Origin of the sequence: Rhizobium sp. CC-YZS058 (assembly GCF_034720595.1) — a bacterium.
Classification (GTDB): domain Bacteria; phylum Pseudomonadota; class Alphaproteobacteria; order Rhizobiales; family Rhizobiaceae; genus Ferranicluibacter.
In genome coordinates, this window is record NZ_JAYESJ010000001.1 from 2,952,245 (window position 1) to 2,968,885 (window position 16,641).

The 16,641-nt window shown below is 60.7% G+C and carries 14 protein-coding genes and 2 pseudogenes; 9 read left to right on the plus strand and 7 right to left on the minus strand.

The features are described 5' to 3' along the window. Positions 1-2: 2 nt before the first annotated feature. From U8330_RS14130 to U8330_RS14155, 6 genes are all read right to left on the minus strand, one after another. A complete protein-coding gene (locus U8330_RS14130; RefSeq protein ID WP_323105896.1) occupies positions 3-1,412 on the minus strand; it encodes an amidase in 1,410 nt (469 codons plus the stop codon). 22 nt (positions 1,413-1,434) lie between these two features. Beyond that, on the minus strand, positions 1,435-2,325 hold the full coding sequence (locus tag U8330_RS14135; protein WP_323105897.1) for an ABC transporter permease: 891 nt from the start codon (positions 2,323-2,325) through the stop codon (positions 1,435-1,437). 4 nt (positions 2,326-2,329) lie between these two features. Beyond that, entirely contained in the window at positions 2,330-3,247 is a 918-nt protein-coding gene (locus U8330_RS14140) for an ABC transporter permease (RefSeq protein ID WP_323105898.1), read from the minus strand. Between the two features lie 66 nt (positions 3,248-3,313). Then, positions 3,314-4,834: an ABC transporter substrate-binding protein gene (locus U8330_RS14145; protein ID WP_323105899.1), complete on the minus strand. Its 1,521-nt coding sequence runs from the start codon at positions 4,832-4,834 to the stop codon at positions 3,314-3,316. Between the two features lie 46 nt (positions 4,835-4,880). Beyond that, on the minus strand, positions 4,881-5,705 hold the full coding sequence (locus U8330_RS14150; RefSeq protein ID WP_323105900.1) for an ABC transporter ATP-binding protein: 825 nt from the start codon (positions 5,703-5,705) through the stop codon (positions 4,881-4,883). Next, positions 5,698-6,636, minus strand: a complete 939-nt coding sequence (locus U8330_RS14155; protein WP_323105901.1) for an ABC transporter ATP-binding protein — start codon at positions 6,634-6,636, stop codon at positions 5,698-5,700. Before U8330_RS14155 ends, U8330_RS14150 begins: the two co-directional genes overlap by 8 nt. Here U8330_RS14155 and U8330_RS14160 point away from each other — a divergent pair. The 4 genes and pseudogenes from U8330_RS14160 to U8330_RS14175 form a co-directional block, all read left to right on the plus strand. Continuing rightward, positions 6,629-7,561 carry a LysR family transcriptional regulator gene (locus U8330_RS14160; protein WP_323105902.1) on the plus strand — a complete coding sequence of 311 codons (933 nt, stop codon included), beginning with the start codon at positions 6,629-6,631 and terminating at the stop codon, positions 7,559-7,561. The genes U8330_RS14155 and U8330_RS14160 overlap by 8 nt on opposite strands. A gap of 33 nt (positions 7,562-7,594) precedes the next feature. Then, positions 7,595-8,062 carry a penicillin-binding transpeptidase domain-containing protein gene (locus U8330_RS14165; RefSeq protein WP_323105903.1) on the plus strand — a complete coding sequence of 156 codons (468 nt, stop codon included), beginning with the start codon at positions 7,595-7,597 and terminating at the stop codon, positions 8,060-8,062. Between the two features lie 482 nt (positions 8,063-8,544). Continuing rightward, positions 8,545-8,715 (plus strand): annotated as a pseudogene (locus U8330_RS14170) (DUF6538 domain-containing protein); the annotation flags it as partial. An 18-nt stretch (positions 8,716-8,733) separates the two neighbouring features. Then, positions 8,734-9,103: pseudogene (locus U8330_RS14175) on the plus strand (hypothetical protein); the annotation flags it as partial. A 7-nt stretch (positions 9,104-9,110) separates the two neighbouring features. Here U8330_RS14175 and U8330_RS14180 read toward each other — a convergent pair. Next, positions 9,111-10,052, minus strand: coding sequence for an oxidoreductase (locus tag U8330_RS14180; RefSeq protein WP_323105904.1), 942 nt, complete (start codon positions 10,050-10,052; stop codon positions 9,111-9,113). Positions 10,053-10,126: 74 nt separating this feature from the next. On the opposite strand from U8330_RS14180, the gene U8330_RS14185 reads away from it, so the two are divergent. The 5 genes from U8330_RS14185 to U8330_RS14205 all read left to right on the plus strand — a co-directional run bounded on the left by U8330_RS14185 (position 10,127) and on the right by U8330_RS14205 (position 16,405). Then, positions 10,127-10,741 (plus strand): TetR/AcrR family transcriptional regulator, encoded by a 615-nt coding sequence (locus tag U8330_RS14185; protein ID WP_323105905.1) that lies wholly within the window; start codon positions 10,127-10,129, stop codon positions 10,739-10,741. Positions 10,742-11,060: 319 nt separating this feature from the next. Further along, positions 11,061-11,435 (plus strand): VOC family protein, encoded by a 375-nt coding sequence (locus tag U8330_RS14190; protein WP_323105906.1) that lies wholly within the window; start codon positions 11,061-11,063, stop codon positions 11,433-11,435. Between the two features lie 131 nt (positions 11,436-11,566). After that, entirely contained in the window at positions 11,567-12,466 is a 900-nt protein-coding gene (locus tag U8330_RS14195; RefSeq protein WP_323105907.1) for a glycosyl hydrolase 53 family protein, read from the plus strand. Between the two features lie 10 nt (positions 12,467-12,476). Continuing rightward, positions 12,477-13,319: an AraC family transcriptional regulator gene (locus tag U8330_RS14200; protein WP_323105908.1), complete on the plus strand. Its 843-nt coding sequence runs from the start codon at positions 12,477-12,479 to the stop codon at positions 13,317-13,319. A 65-nt stretch (positions 13,320-13,384) separates the two neighbouring features. Then, entirely contained in the window at positions 13,385-16,405 is a 3,021-nt protein-coding gene (locus U8330_RS14205) for a GAF domain-containing protein (RefSeq protein WP_323105909.1), read from the plus strand. Positions 16,406-16,641: the final 236 nt, after the last annotated feature.

The following is a 16,641-nucleotide window of genomic DNA, read 5'->3' on the forward strand; positions in this document are numbered from 1 at the left end:
GCTTACCCTGCCATGGCCGGCCAGCGATCGGCCCAGGGCGCGGCGCCTTCATACTGGGCGGCGAGATCGAGCAGCAGATCGTCCGCCCCGAAAGCACCAACGATCTGCATGCCAACCGGCAGCCCCGCAGCATTCCAGCCGGCGGGGACAGACAGTCCGGGATGACCGCAGGCATTCACCCAGTTTGTGAAGATCGCATGCCCGCGGGGGCCTGCATCCCGGCTGTCGATGATCGGCGGAAACTGCGTCGATTTTGGCCAGGGGTTAGCCGCCGATGTGGGCGTAATGACAACGTCGACATCGCGGAAGAGCTGCGCAGCCTCGACACGGAAGGTTGCGATCGTCTCGAGGAAGGCGAGGTAATCTGGGACCTTCAGCCTGTCGCCGGCGCGGGCCTGCTCGGCGAAAGGCGGGGTCACGAGATCGAAATATCTCGGCATGTCAGCGGCAAGCTTGGCCAGGCCGGCATTCGCCAGAATCTGCCAGTTGGCCGAGATGGCGGAAAGATCAAGCGGCAGCGGGCCGAAGGAAACGGAATGGCCCAAGGCCTTTAAAGACCCGGCAGCCTCCCGGCAGATGGCGGCGATCTCCACATCGACAGGTGCATCGCCGAAACGTTCGACGAAAAGGATGTTGAGCGGTCGGACCGGAGCCGCCTCCTCTGCGATCGGCGGGAAGCCCAGGGAGTGCTGGTCGTCGGAATGCGGGCGGGCCAGCACGCTCAAAACGAGGCGGGTGTCGTCGATCGAGCGGGCTAGCGGGCCGATCACCTCGCAATCGGCGAGCAATGGTGGCAGGCCGTTGGCGCGCGGAATGCGCGAGATCGTCGTCTTGAGACCAACGATCCCCGTATAACCCGCCGGCCTGCGGATCGACCCGCCGCCGTCCGTGCCGAGCGAATAGGGCACAAGGCCGGCGGCGACTGCCGAGACCGAGCCGCCGCTCGACCCGCCGGGTGTCAGTTCGAGATCCCAGGGATTGCCCGTCACGCCGAAGACTGGGTTTCCGGTGAAGCCGCGCAGGGTAAATTCCGGCACATTGGTCTTGCCGACGATCACTGCGCCGGCTTCCCGCAACAGACGCACGGGCAGTTCGTCATGATCGGCGACAAAGTCGGCAAAAAGCCTGCTCCCCCACACGCAGGGCATGCCGGCGACCAGAATATTGTCCTTGACTGCCACGGGAACTCCATCGAGCAGGCTCAGCGGCGCCTTCGCGGCAAACCGCTCATCGGCTTGCACGGCCGCTTTGCGCGCGCCCTCCGCATCCAGATGGATGATCGCGTTGAGCACGGGGTTGAGCCGCTCGATGCGGTGCAGGTAATGGTCGAGGATTACCGACGCGCTCAAAGAGCCGTCTCGCAGGCGAGCGCCCATCTCGCGAATGGACAGTCGATGGATGTCCGAGGTCATGTTCCCAGCTTCCATTATCGTTTTATGATTGGGATGAATCGGGCGCGAGCAGGACACGCAGTCCTTCGCCGAGCAGGGTGATCCCGACGACGAGCACGAAGATGGCGAGGCCCGGAATGTTGACGAGCCATGATTCGAAGAAGACGAAGTCCTTGGCTTCGGCGATCATCAAGCCCCAGGACGTATCCGGGGGGCGGATGCCAAGGCCGAGGAAGGAAAGCGCCGCTTCCAGCAGGATGGCGTGAGCCATTTCGAGCGTTGCTACGACAACGAGCGGACTGACCAGATTGGGCAGGATTTCCGATGTCATGATGCGGAGATCGGACAGGCCTGCCGACTTGGCCGCGAGAACGAATTCCGCGTCACGCAGGCGCATGGTGAGCGAGCGCGTTACGACCAGGAATTGATCCCAGAGGAAACAGGCAAGGATCAGCATCATCAGCGGAAGCGAATTACCGAGCAGGCCGACGAGCGAGATCGCCGCCAGCATAATCGGCAGGCTGAGGCGTACCGTGAGGATGAACATCACCGCCATGTCGGTGCGGCCGCCGAAATAGCCACCCAGCAGGCCGAGACCGATGCCGACGATTGCCGAGATCAGGATCGTACCGAAGCCGACCAGCAGGGACAGGCGGGCGCCATAGATCAGCCGGCTGAGATAGTCACGGCCGAGATGGTCGGTCCCAAGCACATGGTTCCAGCTACCGTTCTCCATGAAGACTGGCGGTATCAGGCGATCCGTCAGCGACTGTTCGTAGGGCGAGTGCGGCGCGATCCAGGGCGCCGATACGGCAACCAGGAAGATAAGGCCGATGACGACGGCGCCTGTAAGAAGGCCCAGCCGTCCGACAGGCAGTCGGGGCCGCGACCAGAGGCGGGCGGCCTTAGTGTGTTCTGCAAGTTCCGTGGTCATGGCTTCAATTCAATCTGATACGGGGATCGATCATCACGTTGACGACGTCGGCGAGGAGCGTGAGGACGACATAGGCGGCGGACACGGTGAGCAAGGCTGCCTGCACGACGGGATAGTCGTTCTGGTTGATGGCTTCCCAGGTGAGGTAGCCGATGCCGTGGACGGCGAAGATGTTTTCGACCACGACAGACCCACCGAGCAAGAAGCCGAACTGCACCGACGCTACCGCGACCACCGGCACCAGCGTATTGCGCAGCGCGTGACGGAGATAGATCTGCCGGGGACGCAGTCCCTTGGCGCGCGCGGTGCGGATATAGTCGGACCGCATGACGTCGATCATGCCGGCGCGGGAAATGCGGATGATGGCCGGCATGGAATAGAAAGCGAGCGCCATGGCGGGCATAAGCAGATGCCGGACTGAACCGCCGCCGGAAATCGGCAGGATCGCCCACTGCAGACCCAGCCAGAGGATCAGAACGAAGCTCAGCCAGAAGATGGGCGTCGAGACGCCAAGAAGCGCGATGAACAAGGCGATCCTGTCTACGAACTTGCCCTGATGGCGGCCGGCCGACATACCGAGTGGAATTGCAACGACCAGCGCCATGACAATCGCCATCGCACCGAGTGCCAGCGTGGCGGGCATGCGCTCCGCGATCAGCGTGGTGACGGGGCTCCCGTAATAGAAGGATGTGCCGATATCCCCGCTCAATGCATTGAGAAGCCAGTTCCAGTACTGAACCACCAGCGGCTTGTCCCAGCCATAGGTCTTGCGGAGAAACTCGACATAGTCGGCACCGCTTCCCTCCCCCGCCATGGAGATGGCGAGGTCGCCGGACATTTTGAGCATGATGAAACTGAGGAAGGAGATCGTCAGCATCACCAGAACAGCAAGGCCCAGTCTTCGGGCGATAAAGTTGGCCATTCGGTTCTTCCTTCATCGAAAACTTCGGTCCCCGTCAAACGACTGCCCGACGGGGACCGACTGACATCACTTCCACGAGGCGCGCCAGAACTCGACATTCTCGTCGGCGGGGACCGGGACGTCGGCAGCCTTGGACATTACGTAGTTGACCGGCATGGAGAACATCGGCACCCAGTAGGCCTGATCGGCGATCTGCTTTAAGGCCTTGGAGTAGAGCGCTTTGCGCTTGTCCTGATCGGCGATCGCGCCGGCTTCCTTGACCGCTTCGGTGACGACCGGGTCGCGGGACTGATCGTCCGGAGATCCGGCGAAGAAGAAAGGAAGGATGCCGCCAGCGTCGTTGACGCCGGCAGAGCCGTAGTCGTCGATGACGATAGGGGTCTTGTGATCGCGGCGGGCTTGGATGACTGCCGAATATTGCAGCCAGTGGAGGTTGGGACGGATGCTGATGGCGTTGAGATAACCGATGATCGCTTCGGCGACCGGGCGGCTGCGGTAGCCGTAGACGTCGATGTCGAAGCCGTCGGCAAACCCGGCCTCGGCCATCAGCGCCTTGGCCTTTTCCACGTCATAGGCATATTGCGAGACTTCGGGCTCGCAGCCGAACTGCGACGGCGTGCAGGCCGACGGGACGGGCTTGGAGGCGCCGCCGACCAGCCGCGTGGCGATCGCTTCGCGGTCGATGGCATGGGCGATGGCCTGGCGCACCTTGACGTTCTTCAGCGGGCTGTTCGGATTGGAAAGGCCTGCGGCGTCAAGGGTCAGGAAGCCGATACGGAAGGTCTCGGCGTTGATAACGTCGACCATCGGCATGCGCTTCAGTTTCTCGGCCTGGTCCGCTGGGATATAGTAGGCCCAGTCGACACCGCCGCTGATGAGTTCGGCCACTTGCGTGTTGACGTCGGGGATGGCGCGATAAATCAAGGTCTTGATCGCCGGCTTGGACTTGCCGCCGCCCTCGAAATAGTCGTCGTTGCGTTCGAAGGTGATGTCGTTTCCGGTGCTGCTGACGATCTTGTACGGCCCGGTACCGACCGGCTTTTCGGCAAAGCCCTGAATGCCGACGGTTTCGCGATATCGCTTCGGCACGATCGGCAACTGGATGATGTATTCGATGGCGAGCGGCGTGATCTGCTTACCGACGACACGCACCTTGAGGGGGCCGACGACTTCGACGTGGTCGATCCAGCCGCCGGTCATGCGGTTAAATACGCGGTTGTCGGGATCGGCGGCGTAGGTCAGGCTGTAGGCAACGTCCTCGGCCGTCATCGGATCGCCATTGTGGAACTTGACGCCGTCGCGAAGATCGAATTCCCAGGTTCTTTCGTCGATCTGGCGCCAGGTAGTTGCAAGGAGCGGCTTGACCTCGAATGTGTTCGGGTCGCGATAGACAAGCGCGTCATAGGCGAGCAGTCCCAGCAGGAAGCCTTCGCGACCCGGTGCATGATAGCGGTCAAGGCTCGGCAGCTTGGCCTGGAAGGCGGCGACGAGCGTATCGTTCGCCTTGTCGGCATAGGCTGTCATGGGCATCAGGGAAAAGCTGGCTGCCATGAGGGCAAGAGCGCCCCGGCGGACAAGATTGGGCATTCGGCAGTCTCCGTTTTGCATTGTCACGTCAAGTGTGCTCTTCAGGTCAGGCGAGGGAGATAGCGGCGCTCACCGCCGGCCGCGCCAGATCCGGATCGACCGGCAGGACGGCGGAAAGAAGCCGGCGTGTGTAGGCGTCGGCCGGATCGGACAGAACCTCGTCGACATTTCCATATTCGACGATGCGGCCGTGATACATCACGGCGACCCTGTCGCAGAGTTCGCTGACGACGCCGATGTTGTGGGTGACGATCAGGTAGGAGAGTCCGAACTGCATGCGCAGCTCCTTCAGCAGTTCGAGGATCTGCGCCTGCACCGACACGTCGAGCGCGGAGGTCGGTTCGTCGCATATCAGCACACGGGGTCGGTTGATGAGGGCCCTGGCTATCGCCACCCGCTGGCGCTGGCCGCCGGACAATTCGTGCGGGAAGCGCTCGGCGAAGGAGGCCGGCAGGCCGACTTGCTGCAGGAGTTCTTCGACACGCTTGCGGACTTCCTCGCGCGACGGCGATGCCGCGGCGCGCAGCGGCATGGCAATGATGTCCGCCAGCCGCTTACGCGGATTGAGCGAGGCGTAGGGGTCCTGAAAGACCGGCTGTACCAGGCCGGCAAGGTCGAGGCGAGAATAGGTGGAGATATCACGGCCGAAGACCTGGACGTCGCCGCGCGTCGGCGGCAGAAGGCCGAGCATCATGCGCGACAGGGTGGTCTTGCCGGATCCGGATTCGCCGACGAGGGCAAGCGTCTCGCCCTCGTAGAGCCTGAGGCTGACGGTATCGACCGCCGTGAAAGGGGTCTTCCTGCCCTTGACCGGAAACTGTCGAACGACTGCAGCCGCCTCAAGCGCGATTTTCCGTGCGACCTTATCCATGGGCCACGTCCGGGGTTGCCGTCGGCCCGGCGTCGAGCCTCCTGGTCTTGGGTACGGCGGCAATCAGGGCACGGGTGTAATCCTCACGCGGCGCCTTCAACACCTGGCGGACATCGCCGAACTCGACGATCCGGCCAGACTGCATGACGGCCACATGATCCGCGATCGCAGCGACCACTCCGAGATCATGGGTGATGAATAGGATCGAGATGCCGAGATCGTCCTGGATCTGGCGCAGCAGCGCCAGCACCTGCACCTGCATGGTGACGTCGAGCGCCGTGGTCGGCTCATCGGCGATCAGCAGCGACGGCTCGCACATGAGCGCCATGGCGATCATTGCACGCTGGCGGAGACCGCCCGACAGTTCATGGGGATACTGGCTGAGCCGGGCTTCCGGATCGGTCATACCGACTTTACGAAACAGATGGAGCGACTTGGCGCGAGCCTTCGCCCGGTCATTCGAAATGTGTCGAAGATAGACCTCCTCGAGTTGGCGGCCGATCGTCATGGTCGGGTTGAAGGCCATCATCGGATCCTGGAAGATCACGCCAATCATCTTTCCCCGCAGATCCTGCATCTCTCTTTCGGAGAAGTGCGCGATGTCGCGGCCGTCGAACCGGCTACGCGAAAGACGCCGGATGCCCCGTGCCGGCAGGAGGCCCAGGATCGACATCGCCGTGAGGGACTTACCGGATCCGGATTCGCCGACGAGGCAGAGCGTCTTGCCCTTTTCGATGGCGAAGGACACGCCCCGGACAGCGTTGATAGTGCCGCTCTTCATGGGGATATCGATCTCAAGATCGCTTATTTCGAGAATGTTCTGCAAGGCCGTTAGCGATTCCAAAAACTCACTGGCAGAACCATTGCAGAAGACTGACATTAGAACTAATACAAAAACCCAATGCCCACATAAGGCGTAGGTTATGAACATCAACTTCCGGCAATTGGAAACGTTCAGGCTATTCGCGCGTACTCAGAGCGTGACGGAAACTGCTAGGCTTCTGAGAGTGTCGCAGCCCGCCGTCAGCCAGACCCTCAAGGATCTTGAGGGGCAGTTCGGCTTTGCGCTGTTCGTTCGCACCAACGGCCGCACGCGCCTGACGACCGAAGCCAACAATGTGCTGCCGGACGTCGAACGCATGTTTGCACAGATGGCATCGCTCAAGGGCAAGGCAGCCGAGCTGCGCGACACTCAGGCAGGATCGCTGTCCATCGCCTCCGTGCCTTCCTTCACCAATGACCTTCTGCCGACCGCGCTCAAGGCTTTTCGCAGCGAAAGGCAGAATGTTGCAGTGCGCCTCGAAATACACAGCGCTTCAGACGTAGTGCGCCAAGTTCGACAAGAATATTGCGACGTGGGCTTCGCTTTCCTGCCTTTCGACGAAGCTGGTGTCGCCGCTCAGCCTTTGATGCGCATGTCCATGATCTGTTTGGTTCCAAGAGATCACCGCCTGGCATCGCATACGGTCATTACCGCGGCCGATCTCGTGGGGGAGACGATCATAGCCCATGGGGCGCAGACGACACCGGGGATCCTTCTGCGTGAGGGGCTTCGCGCCGAAGTCGGACAATTTATGATGCTGACCACCAATCAATCCATGGCGTCGATGCATCTCGTCCAGCACGGCCTCGGCATTGCCTTCGCGCATCCTCTCATCCTTCCGTTCGACCATCGCGACGTCGTGGCCGCCATCCCCTATGAACTCGAAGTGCCGCTTACCTTTGCAATGATGTATTCGCGCAATCGTCCCGTGCCGCGTCTGCTCATGAGGTTCGAGGCGGTCTTAAGGAAGATTCTGTCGGCCTATTGCGATGAGATGCGGGCCAAAGGTTTTGCGCTCGAGAAGCTCATTTGAGATCATAGAAGCCGCAGCGGATGCTAAACTTTATTGGAGGGTGTCGTCGAAGAAGGCACAGCGTCGAGGAGAGTGAATTTGGGGCGACCTGTGGCAGGCAAGACCGGAACGACGAACGGGAACAACGATGCTTGGTTCATCGGCTTCACTCCCGATCTGGTGGCCGGGGTTTACATCGGCTTTGATGCTCCTAAGAGCTTGGAGAAAGGCGGAAGCGGAAGCAGACTCGCCGCTCCGGTCTTCAACGACTTCATGAATGCCGCTTTGGCAGGCGTGCCGGTCTCGCAGTTCAGCATGCCGACGGGAATGAAGGAGTACCGCATAGGCCTCCACACTGGGATGGTAGCATCCGCTGACGGTCCTAATGCCGTGATTGAGGCGTTCAAGCCTGGCACACGACCACCTGCAGCAATGGCCACCATCGAAGATGACGGCATGCAAAGCGAGCTCAGTCCATCCGTAAGAAGGGCAATTGAGACTGGAGCGCCTGGCCTGTTTTAAAGGCCAAGAAGCAGCTCATGTCGTGACGCTTCGTCGTTTGGTGGCTGTCACCGACGCACATGCCACTGTGATAGAAACACGTCCGTTTCGCGCACCTTGAGGCATCGCTTTATCGTCCGGATCGGTGGTGCTGAGCTGCCGACGCCCTACCGCCGTATACCCGCAAACTATAGGTCCGAAAGCGGAAATTATTGCCGCTTTGGCGCCCAGTTGACCGATGCCCAAAGCCAGGGCACAAAGGTGGCATCCACGGTCGCTCGCGGCAGAAAAACAGAGGAAATTTCAAGGCTTTTGAACTAAGCCATTGAAATTATTTGAGAATCCAGGTTCCCCAGCCAATTCTCCCAAATTCCTGTTTTTCTTCAGTTTTCCAGCCGCTCCGGACCCCGTTTTGGCATCATTGGCGACCTGATGCCCACAGGTGAGGCCCACGCGTGCGTTGACGTGGTTCCTGACCGGTGGCCTGTAAGGGCAGTCGCGCCATGCCGGTTCGTCACGACGTCGAAAATCTCATCCGCCGGGGCAACATCTTTTATTGGCGCGCCCGTATCCCGAGCGCCTTCACACATTGTCGACCCGGCAGCCGACTTTCATTGAGCCTTCAGTGTTCCAACCATAGAAAGGCACAGATGATCGGCCGCCGGCTCAACCTGCGGCTTGCTGAGCTGAAGATGAAGAGCCCGCTGAGCAGGCGAGCCAGCGAGGACAAGCGGAAGACCGATCTGCTCCTCAAGGCATGGGAAGAGAGCGGCAAGGTCTACGGTTATCCATCGGCCGACAGGCGATTGTTCCACAATCGCCGAAAGGCGCTAGCTGTACGACGACCTTCTCGATCAGGGAGGGATGTGCTGCCCGAACAGGATCGCGCGTCTGACCCGTCTCGCGGGGATCAAGGTCGAGACCGGCTACAAGCTCCGTCCCGGCATCTATGGCGGCAGGCCTGCCGTCGCTCTCGACAACAGGCTCGACCGGCAAGTCGACGTGGTGGCTCCAGACAAGGCGTGGGTCACGGACATCACCTACATCCGAACCTGCGAGGGCTCGAACGCTAGTGAACGGATGGGTCTTGCGACCTCTCAGGAAAGCGGGTGTGGGTTAGCTGTTCAGAGATCCGCCACAGCTTGGCTGCAGCGTCCCTGTCACGTGCCTGGCTCGGAACTTTTGCATGTGTGGGATACCCGCGAGTTTCAGCCATGCCGTCAGGCCCATAATAGGCTCCGCCAAGCGCATCAGGCGCGGTGGCTGCGAATAGCGTTGGGAGTGCGCCGATCGTGGGAGGCTGGAACAGAAAGGGCAGGAGTGTTCGCACTAACCCGTGCAGGCTCCACCGGCCAGGTCCATTGTGCAGAAGATCCGTGCGAGCAATGCCCGGATGGGCGGCAAGGCTCATAACGCCCCACCTGCCCTCCTCGCTTCGACGCTGCAACTCCAAGGCAAACATCAGGCACGCAAGCTTCGACTGACTGTAGACAGCCATAGGATTATAGTTGCGAACAGCATTCAGGTCTTCAAAATCAATGGCGCCAGCCCGAGCGGCGACGCTGGAAACCGAAACAACGCGGGGCGCCTCGGCCTTACGCAGCAGCGGCATGAGATGGGCTGTGAGCGCAAAATGTCCGAGATAGTTGGTGCCCAACTGCAGCTCGAAACCATCTTCGGTGGACAAGCGTCGTGGGGGCACCATGACGCCTGCGTTGTTGATCAGCAGATCGATGCGGCTACAGGTTTTGGCGACCCTTTCCGCAAAGCTTTCGATGGAAACAAGACTGGCCAGATCGATCTTTTCGAACCGAATATCCGATTGCGGCACAGCGTGCTCCACACGTCTTATCGCTTCTGCAGCTTTGACGGAGTTCCGCCCAGCTAAGATGACCGAGGCGCCAGCATGTGCTAGCGCAAGTGCGTCTTCGAATCCCAGCCCGCCTGTGCCTGTCACAATAGCAGTCCGGCCGTATTGCGGAGGAATGTCGTTCGCTGTCCATCTTTTCATGGCAGTCCCTTTCAAAAACTGCACTGGGTGTAAGATTATTTTGCACTCGGTGCAACGAAAATTTTGGAGAGAGCATGCGTGTAGGGACGGAGGCTCCGAAAGAAAGCGGCGTGCGGGAGCAAAAGCGTCGAGAAACGCTGCGCCGCATCACCGATGTCGGTATCTGCCTTTTCATCGAGAAAGGCATAGACGGCACCACAATCGATGAGATTGCAGAAGCGGCCGGGATCTCGCGACGCACGTTCTTCCACTATTTTGGATCGAAGGACGATATTCTGCTTTCGCTCCAAAGCGGGATGAGCGAGATGATCGCTGGAGAAATCCGGACGGCACCGTTGGAAAGTAGCCCTTATGACGCGGTGCGCCTTGCTCTGTTGAAGATCACCGGATCGATCCCCAGTGAAGACATGTTCGCTTTGGATCGCATGATGCGGGGAAGCGCCTCGGTGCAGGCCCGTAAACAGGCAAGCTATGCACGACACGAAGCGACCCTTTTCTCGGCGTTACAACAGCGCTGGCCAGAACCTGATCGTGAGCCGAGGCTCAGGCTCGTCGCGATGGTCGCTGTCTCTGCGTTGCGGCTTGCCTCGGAGATCTTCAATCAGGAAGGCGGAAAACGCCCCTTTCCCTTGATCCTCGATGGCGCGTTCGAGGGCCTGCAAGCAGAGTTGATCCGTAATCACCAGTAAGCGGAAACAATTTCCGCAACCAAGCTCGCAAATATGCCATCTTCCTACGGCTCGGTTTTCGCCGTTCCGTTATGAGCACAGCGCGACGCTCTGGGTTATCACTGTAGAGCTCTACGGGAGCCTGCAGCCCAATCAAAGCCGCCAGGCACTCTCTAGAACAATCGGATAGATTGAACCGTTTACCGCGTCAAAGCGAGAATACGCCTGCAGTCTCTGATAGGATCCAATTCCCGCCGGTCTCTCAACCTTCTCGACTCGCCACCACCAAGGTTCGCGTCATGGCACTGTCGGGCCCGCATTCTGATTTCGGAGATGACGCATGTTCACCCACGTCATGGTCGGCAGCAACGACCTTCAACTGTCCAGACGGTTCTACGATGCCACCTTCGCTGCCTTGGGAGGGCAGGCCGGGGAGATGGATGAGAGGGGCCGGCTGATCTATCGTCACGACGGCGGTCGGCTGATGATCACGAAACCGATCGACGGCAAGCCGGCGACCGCCGCCAATGGTGGAACGATCGGGATTTTGGCGGCTAGCCGGGCTCATGTTCAGGCGTGGCATGACGCCGGAGCGCTGAATGGGGGAACGTCGATCGAGACACCTCCGACCCTCCGTCCGGACGGGGTCTTCGTTGCCTACCTGCGTGACCCCGACGGAAACAAGCTGACCGCCCGGTGTCAGACGGCGGCATGAGCCAACTGCCTTTGCCGATCCGACCGGCTTCCCTCTTCCGAAGTTCGGTCATCGCTGGCTTCGAGTGCGGGCTCGTTCACGGCGGTCGTCATGATCTCCTGGTGACGACCGGCCACACGCCGGATGCGCGGATGGCCGACCATTTCCGCATTGTCGGAGAGCATGGACTCCGCACCGTCCGCGATGGTCTCGTGCCTGGTCATGGCGCCCTCCAGCGTCTTCGCGCAGCGAGGGACGCAGGGATCCAGGCGATCTGGGACCTGTCTCACTATCATCGCAATCAGGATGCGGTCCGATGCGCGCGCATCGCGGCCGAGGCGGCCTATGCGATCAATGGCGAGGAACGGCTCTGGCTTTGTCCGGTGAACGAGCCGTCGCTTTATCCGATGATTGCTGGACTGCCGCGTCACAACGCTGTCGACATGGCGATCCAGATGGCCAAGGTCGCCCGCGACCATCACCCCGCTGTCGGCATCCTTACCAACGACCCGATCACGGGAGTCGGAGAGCGGCAGTTCGAGGCGACCGATGCGATCGTCTCCGCCGTGGATGTGGACATCATCGGCGTGAACTATTACCCGCACACGGCGCGGACGTCGCTCGTCAAGGTCCTGCTTGCAGCATGGAAACGATACCGCAAACCGATCATGGTTTCGGAAACGAGCTGGCACGACGGCCATCCCGTCCACCACCGCCGATACCCCGGATTGAACAAGGGCACCTGGCTCCGACACGTGCTGGATCAGGTCGACATCGCCGCCTTTCATGGTGCGGTCATCGCGGGCGTCTGCTGGTATCCGATTGTCGACTGCCCACCCTGGCACCGCCCTTTCTCCAAGGATCGCTGGAGCCACGGCCTCATTCGCTCCGACCTCTCCGTCGATGCCCCTCTCTCCGCCGAGTTGAGATCACTCCGCACCGATTGCGTTCGGCAAGACGTGGGCATCGACGCTGCGTTACCATACGACGGGCCTCCTGGCCGATCCTCGGATACAGATCTTATCGAAGTTCATTCGACAGTTTGTGGATAGGAATCTTGCGATGAGTTTCTGGCATGCGATGTCGTGGAAGACACAAGGCATTCGCGCGACCGCACCGGTAAAGTGGCATCGATGGGAGGGCTTGGTCGGGGTCGTCTGGGAAGCCGAAGCGGAAGAAGGAGCCAGCGGCTACTACCTTGCCGATGATCCCTGGATCATGATCTTCCTTGATGATGTGTCCGATACGTTCCGGATTACCAATGACGACCCGGCAGTCGGTTCGGTCTGGCGACCGCTTGCCAACGCAATCTATGTTCCACCCGGAATGCCGCTCTGGACGAAGAGCCTTGCCGGCCAACGCTTTTCGCATCTCAATCTTCACCTTCGAACGGATCGGCTCTCCCGCTTCCTGGGTCCAGCAATCGCGCCGTCCATGGCGCAACTTGCGGTTCGCCGACCGGTTGAAGTGCATGACGACCCGGCGATCCGGCTTCTCGCCAGTCTCCTCGCCGATGAGATAAGGGAGCCGACGAAACATCCGGTCTTCGCCGAGAGCCTTGTCCGGAGCCTTATCTGCGGGCTGGTTGAAATCCCAACGGAAAGAGCTGCCAGATCGTCTTCCCGGCTAACGCAGGCGCAGATGAACAAACTGATCCACCGTTTCTCAGAGATTCCCGACGGCCGGCTTTCGGTCGCGGAGATGGCGAAAACGGTTGGTTTATCCGAAAGCTGGTTTGCGACCACGGCGGCTAATCTGTTCATAAAGCTCGAAAAGGCCCTTGCTCTTCACGCAGCAAGCATGTCTTCTGGCTCATGCCGCCGGCTCCGGCTCACTCTTCGTGGTTGCGGAAAGTCTCCAAGATCTGTTCAACGGTCTCAGCTGTCCGGCCGCCATCTTTGCTGATCGCTGTTCAGCCATATAGTCAGCCGTCAAACAGAGACCGCATCGACGGCGCGGAGAAGCATTGAGTGCGTGAATTTCTGGAGCGACTGTTGGGCGAGCAGCTCGAAACCGATAAGGATCTGAAGCTCCTCCTGGCGGAGCAATGTCCGCGCATAAGAGGCGTTGTCGACACGATCGCGGAAGCGCCCTTCCCGATGTTCATGGTGATCGGCCCGGACCGCCGCCTGGTCTATAACGAGGCCTATATACCCATTCTTGGCGCCCGCCATCCGTCCGCTTTGGGGAAGCCGTTTTTCGAGGTTTGGCCCGAAGTCGTCGAGGAGGTGACGCCCGTCATCGATGAGGCCTTTGCCGGACACTCCAGGCTTTTTCAAGACATGAGGGTGATGCTGAGCCGGCCGACGCCGCAACCGGCCTGGTTCACCTTCTCCTACAGCCCGGTTCGCGGCGAAGACGGCAGTGTCGTTGCGGCTCTCTGCCTGTGTACCGAAACGACAGAAACCGTGACGGCCAGGCTTCGTCAGGCTTTTCTGATCGATCTCGAAGCCGCATTTCAAAACAGTGATGACCCGTTCAGGATCATCGAGATCGCGCAGCAGGCTTTAGGGTCGCATCTCGGCGTCAGCCGCGTCGGCTATGGATCGGTCGATGAAAGCGAACGCTATTTTACCACGCCCGGCAACTGGACCGATGGCACCGTAGAAAGCCACAGCGGCACGCATGATCTTGCCGCCTTCGGACCTCACGTGCTTGCGGCATTACAAAACGGCGTTTCGCTTGTCATCTCCGATGCCCTCACGGATAGGAGGGTTATCGGCCCCGAAGCCGCATCGGCATTCCAGGCTCTTCAAATCCGATCCGTGGTGACCGTGTCGCTGATCCGCAACGGTCGTTTCGTCGCGGCGCTCTATGTGCATGACAAGGAACCGCGGGCGTGGACGGCTGAGGAATGCGCGCTGATCCGCGAAGTGGCCGAGCGCACGTGGTCAGCGGTTGAGCGTGCCTATGCCGAGACCAGCCTGCGTGCACTCGCCAAAAGGCAATCCTTCCTGCTGAACTTGTCGGACTACCTGCGTCCGCTCGCGAGCGCTGACGAGATCAAGCAGATGGCAGCGCAAATGCTTGGCGAACATCTGGCGGCAGGAAGAGCCGGCTACGGCGAGATAGACGCAAGCCAGGAGCATGTCACGGTCGAGCGCGACTGGAGCGATGGCAAGATGTCCTCGCTCGGTGGAGAGACGAGACGGCTGGAGATATTCGGAGCAGCGATTATCGCTGAGCTGAAGGCCGGGCGACTGCTCCGTCTGGACTCGGTTGCCGACGACCCGGTCTCTGCGCCTTATGCGGAGGGATATGCGAGCATCGGGACGAAGTCGTTGCTGGTCGTTCCGCTGTTGAAGGAAGACCGGTTGGTGGCGATCCTGTATGTCCACGAAAGCCAGCCGCGGCGTTGGACGGATGAAGAGGTAGCCATCGCCTCCGAGGTTGCGGATCGGACATGGGCAGCGGTCGAACGCGCCCGCGCCGAGAGCGCTCTGCGTCTTATGAATGCAACCCTCGAGGAGCGCGTGAACCAGAGCCTCGCCGAGCGCCGCATCTATGCACGCATCGTCGAGGATACCGATTCGCCAATCCAGATGATCGACCGCGACTATCGGTTCCTGGCAATCAATCCCGCTGCGCGGGCGGATTATGAAAGGGTTTTTGGGGTCCGGCCCCGAACGGGGCAGAGCCTGCTGGACCTCCTCGCCCATGTTCCTCAGCAAAGAGATGGAGCAAGAGCTGTCTGGGATCGGGCGCTCTCCGGTCAATCCTTCGACCAGACCGGTTGGTGGGGCGACGGCGATGCCAAGCGGCGCGCCTATGAGATGCGTTTTCGTCCGGTCCTTGGCGACGATGGTGTGGTCAGCGCCGCCTATCTCATCGGTCGCGACGTCACGGAGCTTCTCAACGAGCAGGAACGCCTATCGCTTGTCGAAGATCAGCTCCGACAGGCGCAGAAGCTGGAGGCGATCGGGCAACTGACCGGCGGGGTCGCACACGACTTCAACAATCTCCTGACGCCGATCATCGGAAGTCTCGACATCCTGCAGCGCAAGCAACTCGGCGGCGAACGAGAGCAGCGCATGATTTCCGGCGCCGCCCAGGCGGCGGAGCGAGCTCGCGTCCTTGTTCAGCGTCTGCTCGCCTTTGCGCGCAGGCAACCCCTGCAGGCAGCGGCTGTCGATGTCGGCGATTTGATCCGGGGTATGGCCGAGCTGATCTCCAGCACGACCGGACCTCAAATCCGCATCGCAGTCGAGGTCTCGGACCATCTTCCGCCTGCCTTGGCTGATCGCAACCAGTTGGAGATGGCCCTTTTAAACCTTGCAGTGAATGCGCGTGATGCGATGCCGGATGGCGGAACATTGAGGATTACAGCTGGAACGTCTTCGGAGAGACCGACAAGGCCCTCGGAACTGGCGGCAGGCCGTTACATCTGGCTGTCGGTTTCCGACACCGGCACAGGCATGGACGAGCAGACACTGAAGCGCGCAACCGAGCCCTTCTTTTCGACGAAAGGGATCGGCAAAGGGACGGGGCTCGGGCTTTCCATGGTTCACGGCCTGGCTCTCCAGTTGGGCGGTACACTGACCATCAGGAGCCGCCCAGGGATCGGCACGAACGTCGAAATCTGGCTGCCGGTCAGCGCGGAGGCCATTCAAGAAGGGGAGCGTCCGGCAAGCCTCGTCTCAGCCGCGCTCTCCGGCACTGCGCTGCTTGTCGATGACGAGGACCTAGTCCGCCTCAGCACGGCGGAGATGCTACGCGAGCTCGGCTACGACGTTGTCGAAGCGAGGTCCGCGGAGGACGCGCTGAAGCTGTTCGAACAGGGACTGACGCCGAAGCTCTTGGTCACCGATCATCTCATGCCAGGCATCAGCGGGACACAACTCGCGCGATCTGTCCTTGCAGCCCATCCGGATGTCCAAGTTCTCATCGTGTCCGGTTTCTCGGAGGTCGAAGACGTGGCGCCGGACCTGCCGCGGCTGACCAAGCCGTTCAGGAGAGAAGATCTCGCAAGCATGCTCAGCAAACCGTCGTAAGCGCCATGCGGTTTACGCATGCGAGACGCACCGACATCGACTGAACGAAAGTTGTTGTCCAGCTCTCGCCTATGCGGGGGTCAACCCGGACTACACCCGCCACCCGAGCCTTCCAAGGTCTTGCCGGTTCTGGACAGGCTCAGCGCACCGTGAGGCGAAGAATACCCTGGCTAGAGTCTTCATCTTGCGGGGGCCGTCATGGGAGAGCGACAGCCCCCACGGGAGGCTCACGGGTT